Origin of the sequence: Nonomuraea sp. NPDC049784 (assembly GCF_040659615.1) — a bacterium.
GTDB lineage: Bacteria > Actinomycetota > Actinomycetes > Streptosporangiales > Streptosporangiaceae > Nonomuraea.
Genome location: NZ_JBFAMX010000527.1, coordinates 1 through 7,205 on the forward strand (window position 1 = coordinate 1; position 7,205 = coordinate 7,205).

Genomic DNA, 7,205 nt, shown 5'->3' on the forward strand with positions numbered 1-7,205 from the left:
GGCGGACGCTGGCCCGCTACGAGCTCGCCCTGGAGGCGACCCGGCGCCCGGAGCTTCGCAAGATCTATGACGAGGCGGGCCGCCGCTTCCGCGACCCCGCGGTTGCCCTACTGGCCGCCCTGGGCTCACGGGATCCAGTACGGCATGCGCGCCAGCTGGTGGCCTTTGGTGAGGGGCTCATGTTCGACGCCATCGTGGGCGCCGGCCCCACACCCACCTTGGACGAGCTCATCGAGGCCGTGCGCGACCTGCTGGGCGGAATGCTCCGCTGACAACCGTCCGGCCCAGGCCTCGCGGACGATGACGTGTCCGCCGCCGTCGAGCCGGTAGCCCCCCGGCCGATCAATCATTCCCGCCTAAAACCCAAGCGCTCCTAAGAGTCCGAGTGCGTCAGGCGGGCCCGGTGCTGCGGCCATTCCTCTTCGAGGATGCCGAAACAGACCGTGTCGCGCCAGGTGCCGTCCGGCCGCCGGCGGTGCCGTCGCAGGGTGCCCTCGTGCAGGCCGCCGATCCGCTTGATCGCGTTCTGCGACCTGAGGTTGAGGTTGTCGGTCTTGAGCAGGACCCGGTTGTAGCCGAGCCCGAACGCGTGGTCGATGAGCAGGAGCTTGCAGCTGGTGTTCACGGCCGTACGCCACACCTCCCGGCCGTACCACGTCCAGCCGATCTCGATGCTCTCGTCGAAGCCCGGCACGTCGCCGTACGTGGTCCAGCCCACGGCCCGCCCGTTCTCCTTGACCACCACGGCGAAGGGAACGTGCTGGTCGTCCGACACCAGGCCGAGTGCGACCTTCGCCAGCTCCTCCTCGGAGCGCGGCGCGGAGATGGGCAGCCAGCGCCAGAGCTCCTCGTCCCCGCCGCCGGCGGCGAACAGGTCGGGAATGTGATCAAGGGCGAGCGGCTCGAGCCGGACGACGTCGTTCTCGAGCACTACAGGCGCAGGCAGCTTCGCGGTCATGGCGGCAACTCTAGAGAGCCCGTGAAGTCGCGATTATGGCCACATGCCGGTTTTTGCGGAGAGCCACCTGTCGACACTCATACCGGCCGGTCGGTAGGCTCACAGCCATGGACTTCGCCTTTGACAGCGTCACCGAGGACCTGCGCGAACGACTGCTGAGCTTCATGGACGAATGCGTCTATCCCGCCGAGCCCGCCTTCGAGGAGCAGGCGGCGACCAGTGGCTGGAGCCCCCCGCCGCTGATGGCCGACCTGAAGGACGAGGCCAGGAAGCGGGGTCTGTGGAACCTGTTCCTCCCGGGCGAGCACGGCGCCAGGCTGACGAACCTCCAGTACGCGCCGCTGGCGGAGATCATGGGCCGGAGTCCCACCATCGCCCCGACGGCCACCAACTGCGCCGCGCCGGACACCGGGAACATGGAGGTCCTGTCCATGTTCGGCAACGAGTGGCAGCGCAAGGAGTGGCTGCAGCCGCTGCTCGACGGGGAGATCCGCTCCGCGTTCGCGATGACCGAGCCCGACGTGGCCTCCTCCGACGCCACGAACATCGCCACCTCCATCGTTCGCGACGGCGGCGAGTACGTCATCAACGGCCGCAAGTGGTTCATCTCCGGCGCGATGAACCCCAACTGCAAGATCTTCATCGTCATGGGCAAGACGAACCCCGACGCGCCCAAGCACCGCCAGCAGAGCATGGTCCTGGTGCCGCGCGACACGCCGGGGCTGCACATCAAGCGCGGCATGCACGTGTTCGGCTACACCGACGCCGACCACGGCGGCCACGCGGAGATCGAGTTCGAGGACGTACGCGTACCCGTCGAGAACCTCATCGGCGAGGAGGGCGGCGGCTTCGCCATCGCGCAGGCCAGGCTCGGCCCCGGCCGCATCCACCACTGCATGCGCCTGATCGGCATGGCCGAGCGCGCCGTCGAGCTCATGTGCAGGCGCGCGCTGGCCAGGACCACGTTCGGCAAGCCCATCGCCCAGCAGGGCGTCGTGCAGGACTGGATCGCCGAGTCCCGCATCAAGATCGAGCAGATGCGCCTGCTCGTGCTCAAGACCGCCTGGCTCATGGACACGGTGGGCAACCAGGGCGCGCACACCGAGATCCAGGCCATCAAGATCTCCACCCCGCAGACCGTGGAGTGGATCCTCGACAAGGCCATCCAGGTCCACGGCGCGGGCGGCGTCTCGCAGGACTTCCCGCTGGCGGGACTCTGGGCGGGCGCCCGCTCGCTGCGCCTTGCGGACGGCCCGGACGAGGTGCACAAGCGGTCTCTGGCCCACCGGGAGCTCAAGAAGTGGATTTGACTTCCTCCCCCTACTAAAGGAGGGGGACTCCAGCCCTCACGGGCGGGGTTTCCTGCTTCACAGCCGACTGCGGAAGGGAGGACCCTTGCCGACTGACACCAGCTCCACAGGCATCGCCAGGGTTGTCCCTGGCTACGGCTCGACCAGCCGCAAGGATGTTCTTGGCCGCGTTGATGTCCCGGTCATGCCGGGTACGGCAGGCAGGGCACGTCCATGCCCTGGTGGAAAGGCTCAGCTCGGCGAGCAGGTGCCCGCAGTTCGAGCAGGTCTTGGAGCTGGGATACCAACGGTCGACCACCACCAGATGGCGACCGTACCGTTCGCACTTGTACTCCAATTGGCGGCGGAACTCGCCCCACCCGCAATCAGAGATCGCCTTGGCCAGGCAATGGTTCTTGACCATACCGGCGACGTTGAGGTCTTCGATCGCGATGAGGTCGGCCTGGCGGACGAGGTTCGTGCTGACGCGGTGCAAGAAGTCGGCGCGGGCGTTGCGGACCTTGCGGTGCGCGCGGGCGATCTTGGCCTTGGCCTTCATGCGGTTGTTGCTGTCGCGTTGTTTGCGGGCCATGCGCCGCTGGTAGCGGGCCAGGTTGCGGGCCTTGCGCTCCAGATGCTTTGGGTTGGTGATCCGCTGTCCGTGCGAGGTCACGGCAAAGTCCTTCACGCCCAGGTCCACGCCGATCTCTCGCCCGGCCTGCTCGACCGGTTCGGGTGCGTCGGTGTCGACGGCGAAGGTCACATACCAGCGGCCGTCCGGATCGCGAGAGAGGACCACCATGGTCGGGTTCAGCGTGGTCACGTCGATGTCGCCGAAGGACCAGACGAATGCCAGCGGGGAGTCGGTCTTGGCGAGTGTCAGCTTCCCGTCCCGCATCCGGAACGCCGAGCGGGTGTAATGCGCGGACTGTCGGGAGTTGCGGTTCTTGAACCGCGGGTAGCGGGCTCGCCCGGCGAAGAAGTTCGCGAATGCCGTGTGCTGGTGGCGCAGGGTCTGCTGCAACGGAACGGAGGACACCTCGGACAGGAACACCAGATCCTCGGTCCTCTTCCACTCGGTCAACGCCGCGTCGGTCTCCTTGTAGGAGGTCCGCCGGCCCTCGACGTGGTAAGTGCGGTGCCGCTCGGCCAGGGTCTTGTTCCACACCAAGCGTACGCAGCCGAAGGTGCGCTTCAGCACCGCCGCTTGCTGAGGGGTCGGGTAGGCCCGACACTTGTACGCCGTTCTCACGTAGATCATTTTACAGAAAGTGCTGTCATGTGTAAGCAGAATGCTGGGCGAGGTTCCGCATTTCCTTCCTGCCCTGAAGGACGGGGCCTCCAGGCTGTAGGTCTTCGGTGAACATCAAGGAGCGGGTCGCGGCGTTCCTCGCGGAGCACGACCCGGACGGAGATCGGCTGGAGTTCCTGCGGGCGAGATTCGACGCGGGGCTGGCCTGGGTGTGGTTCCCCGAAGGGCTCGGCGGGCTGGGTGCGTCGCGGGAGTCGCAGCAGGTCGTGGAGCGGGAGCTGGCCGGCACGCCGCAGATCAACTCCGGCGTCCAGGGCATCGGGCTGGGGATGGCGGCCCCGACGATCCTGGCGTTCGGGACGGAGGAGCAGAAGCGTCGCTTCCTGCGGCCGTTGTGGACGGGGGAGGAGATCTGGTGCCAGCTCTTCAGCGAACCCGGCGCCGGATCCGACCTCGCCACGCTCGCGACCCGCGCCGTCAGGGACGGGGACGAATGGGTCGTCGATGGCCAGAAGGTGTGGACGTCCGGCGCCCATCACGCCAGGTGGGCCATCCTCGTCGCGCGTACCGACCCGGACGTGCCGAAGCACCGCGGCCTGACGTACTTCGTCTGCGACATGCACGCGCCGGGCGTCGAGGTGCGGCCGCTGCGGCAGATCACCGGTGAGGCCGAGTTCAACGAGGTTTTCCTGACCGGCGTACGGCTCCCCGACGACCTGCGTCTCGGCGAGGTCGGCGACGGCTGGCGGGTCGCGCAGACCACGCTGATGAACGAGCGCGTCGCCATCGGCGGCGCTCCCGTGCGGCGGGGCGGCGGCATGGTCGGGGTCGTGCTCGACTCCTGGCGCGCGCACCCCGAGCTGCGCACCCACGACCTGCACCAGCGGCTGCTGTCGCTCTGGGTCGAGTCCGAGGTCACCCGCCTTTCCGGGGCACGGCTGCGCGAGCAGCTCGCCGTGGGCCAGCCGGGGCCCGAGGGGTCCGGGATGAAGCTGTCGTTCGCCAAGCTCAATCAGGCGCTGTCCGGCTTCGAGGTGGAATTCGGGCGCGACCTGGGCTACGACGACTGGACGTTCCGCCGCTCGGAGGACGTCGACTTCTACGGCCGCGGCCCCGGCTACCGCTACATGCGGGCCAAGGGCAACTCGATCGAGGGCGGCACCTCCGAGATCCTGCGCAACATCATCTCCGAGCGGGTGCTCGGCCTGCCCTCAGAGCCCCGCATCGACAAGGACGTGCCCTGGAAGGACCTGCCGCGATGAGCCTTCTTTACTCAGAGGTCGAGGAGGAGCTGAGGGCCGCGGTGCGCGGGCTGCTCGCCGACCGGTGCCCGCCCGCCGCCGTGCTCAAGCGGGTCGAGTCCGAACCCTACGACCTGGACCTGTGGAAGACGCTGGCCGGCGAGATCGGGGTGGCCGGGCTGCTCATCCCCGAGGAGCACGGCGGCGCCGGGGCGTCGGCGAGCGAGGCGGCCGTCGTGCTGGAGGAGCTCGGCAGGGGAGTGGCGCCGGTGCCGTTCTTCACCAGCTCCGTGCTGGCCACGTACGCGCTGCTGCCGACTGGGGACGCCCTGCTGGGAGAGCTGGCAGAAGGCAGGAAGACCGCCGCACTCGCCGTGCCGTTCGCGGCGAACCCGTACAGGCTCGGAGCATCCGTGCGGGTCGAGGAGGGGCGGCTGACCGGGACCGTCACCGGCGTGGCCGGGGCCGATGTGGCCGACGTGCTGCTGGCACCCGTCGGCGGCAGGCTCTACGCCGTGGAGGAGGGTGCGGTCGTCGAGGTCGTGCCGTCGCTCGACCTGACCAGGCCGGTCGCGACCGTCACCTTCGACCGCACTCCCGCCCGGGACGTGGGGGAGTGCGACCTGGCGGCGGTGCTGAGGGCCGGGGCGGGGCTTCTGGCGTCGGAGCAGCTCGGGGTGGCCGAATGGTGCCTCGACACGACGCTGGCCTACGTCAAGGAACGCCACCAGTTCGCCCGGCCGATCGGCTCCTTCCAGGCGATCAAGCACCGGCTGGCCGACCTGTGGCTGGACGTGGTCCGGGCCAGGGCCGCCGCCAGGAGTGCCGCGACCGACGGCTCGGCGATCTCCGTGGCCGTGGCCCAGTCGTGGAACGCGGGCGTCGCCGTGCACGCCGCGGAGGAGGCCCTGCAACTGCACGGAGGGATCGGGATGACATGGGAGCACCCCGTACATCTCTATCTCAAGCGCGCGAAAGCCTCGGAGATCGCGCTGGGCACGCCCGGCGACCACCGTGCGGCGCTGGCCTCACTTGCCGACGTGCCCGGCCCCGAGTGAGGTGAGCAGCAGGTCGGCGAAGTGCCTGCCCACCTGGGCGCCGGTCAGCGGCCCCTCCGTGTGGAACCACGTGCCCAGGTGGTGCACCGAGCCGAAGAAGTAGTCGACGACCAGCTCGGCCGGGACCCGGCCGCTGAAGACGCCCTCGCGCTGCCCCTCGGCCACGAGGTTGCGGAAGCGCTCGTGGTAGCGGCGGCGCTCGGCGCGTACGGTCTTCTGGGTCTCCGGGGCGAGCAGGTGCATCGACCTGAAGAAGATCTTGGAGTCGTCGAGGTTCGCGGCCGTGGTCTCCACGACGTCGGCCGCGGCCTTGTACAGGCGCCGCCGCACGTCGCCGGGGCCGTCGGCGATCCGCGTCAGCCGTTCCATCTGCATGCGGAGGACCCGGGCGTAGATCTCGTGCAGCAGGTCGTCCTTGGAGTCGAAGTAGTGGTACATGGCGCCCTTGGTGACGCCGGCCGCCACGACGACCTCCTGAACGGAGGTGCCCTCGAAGCCGCGCTCGGCGAACAGCCGGGTCGCCTCGGCGAGCAACCGCTGTCTGACCGGTTCGTCTTTCACATGGTCCCCCTTTGTCACCTGCCTTAGGATACCGACTGGTCGGTTGAGGTCATTTGCTGGTCTTGCGGGTACTAATTACGTCACCTTAGGCTCGCCTTGGTTGGGAGGCGGGTATCTCTTGACCGGCGAGGGATCTTCGGCGTGGCAGATCCTGTAACACATCTACACATTCGGGGAGTTTGCCGTGCCCGGTGGCTCTATCTACGTGCAACCAAATGAGAAGTACACAGGGTCTTCCCCGCAGTGGTGGTACGAGAAGTTCTGGCGGGAGGACGCCCCCAGCCGGCGCAGGTCCAGGTACGTCAAGGCCGCCGTGGGATTCGTGATCGGGTTCGCGCTCGGGCTCAGGTTCGACCTCGCCGGAGCGTCCCCGTTCTTCGGCCTGATCATGGCTGGGATCGTGGCCGGCGGCGACTGGTACCTCGACTGGCGCTCCTTCCACGCGACGGCCGTCTGGCGCGGCGCGCGACGCGGCGAGGCGATCACCGGGAAGATGTTGCGCAGGTCGCTGAGCCGTCACGGCTACAGCGTGCTCGACGGCCGAGCCATCCGCGGCCAGGCGTCCATCGATCATCTGGTGATCGGTCCGGGCGGCGTGTGGATCATCGACAACGAGTCCTGGAGCCCCGACACCGAGATCGCCTGCTACGGCGGAAGGCTGTTCTTCGGCGAGAAGTACGGCAGCAAGACCGCCAAGCCACTGGTCGAGACCGCCGAGGCCTTCGCCGAGCTGCTCACCCGCGAGACGCGCATCCCGGTGACGATCACGCCCATGCTCGCCGTCCACTGCGGGCTGCTGCCCAAGGGCGGCATCGTGGGCGCCGAGGGGCTGACGCTGCTCAAGCC

The 7,205-nt window shown here is 68.5% G+C and carries 8 protein-coding genes; 5 read left to right on the forward strand and 3 right to left on the reverse strand.

Features of this window, described 5'->3' with window-relative positions:
• Window positions 1-272: TetR family transcriptional regulator C-terminal domain-containing protein (locus tag AB0J09_RS50575; RefSeq protein WP_360708481.1), on the forward strand; the 272-nt coding region annotated here is incomplete at its 5' end.
• Between the two features lie 101 nt (window positions 273-373).
• On the opposite strand, the gene AB0J09_RS50580 is transcribed toward AB0J09_RS50575, so the two are convergent.
• Window positions 374-958 (reverse strand): GNAT family protein, encoded by a 585-nt coding sequence (locus AB0J09_RS50580; protein WP_360708483.1) that lies wholly within the window; start codon window positions 956-958, stop codon window positions 374-376.
• 107 nt (window positions 959-1,065) lie between these two features.
• Here AB0J09_RS50580 and AB0J09_RS50585 point away from each other — a divergent pair, with 107 nt between their 5' ends.
• Complete coding sequence (locus AB0J09_RS50585; protein ID WP_360708486.1) at window positions 1,066-2,268, forward strand: acyl-CoA dehydrogenase family protein; 1,203 nt, start codon at window positions 1,066-1,068, stop codon at window positions 2,266-2,268.
• A gap of 13 nt (window positions 2,269-2,281) precedes the next feature.
• Here the strand turns inward: AB0J09_RS50585 and AB0J09_RS50590 are convergent, their stop codons facing one another.
• Window positions 2,282-3,499, reverse strand: a complete 1,218-nt coding sequence (locus tag AB0J09_RS50590) for an RNA-guided endonuclease TnpB family protein (RefSeq protein WP_360708490.1) — start codon at window positions 3,497-3,499, stop codon at window positions 2,282-2,284.
• Window positions 3,500-3,606: 107 nt separating this feature from the next.
• On the opposite strand from AB0J09_RS50590, the gene AB0J09_RS50595 reads away from it, so the two are divergent.
• Window positions 3,607-4,761: an acyl-CoA dehydrogenase family protein gene (locus tag AB0J09_RS50595; RefSeq protein WP_360708493.1), complete on the forward strand. Its 1,155-nt coding sequence runs from the start codon at window positions 3,607-3,609 to the stop codon at window positions 4,759-4,761.
• Window positions 4,758-5,798, forward strand: a complete 1,041-nt coding sequence (locus AB0J09_RS50600; protein ID WP_360708495.1) for an acyl-CoA dehydrogenase family protein — start codon at window positions 4,758-4,760, stop codon at window positions 5,796-5,798. The genes AB0J09_RS50595 and AB0J09_RS50600 overlap by 4 nt, the downstream gene beginning before the upstream one ends.
• On the opposite strand, the gene AB0J09_RS50605 is transcribed toward AB0J09_RS50600, so the two are convergent.
• Window positions 5,769-6,359: a TetR/AcrR family transcriptional regulator gene (locus tag AB0J09_RS50605; protein WP_360708497.1), complete on the reverse strand. Its 591-nt coding sequence runs from the start codon at window positions 6,357-6,359 to the stop codon at window positions 5,769-5,771. The genes AB0J09_RS50600 and AB0J09_RS50605 overlap by 30 nt on opposite strands.
• A 184-nt stretch (window positions 6,360-6,543) precedes the next feature.
• Between AB0J09_RS50605 and AB0J09_RS50610 the strand changes: the two genes are divergently transcribed.
• The coding region (locus AB0J09_RS50610) for a nuclease-related domain-containing protein (RefSeq protein ID WP_360708500.1) at window positions 6,544-7,205 on the forward strand (662 nt) is incomplete at its 3' end.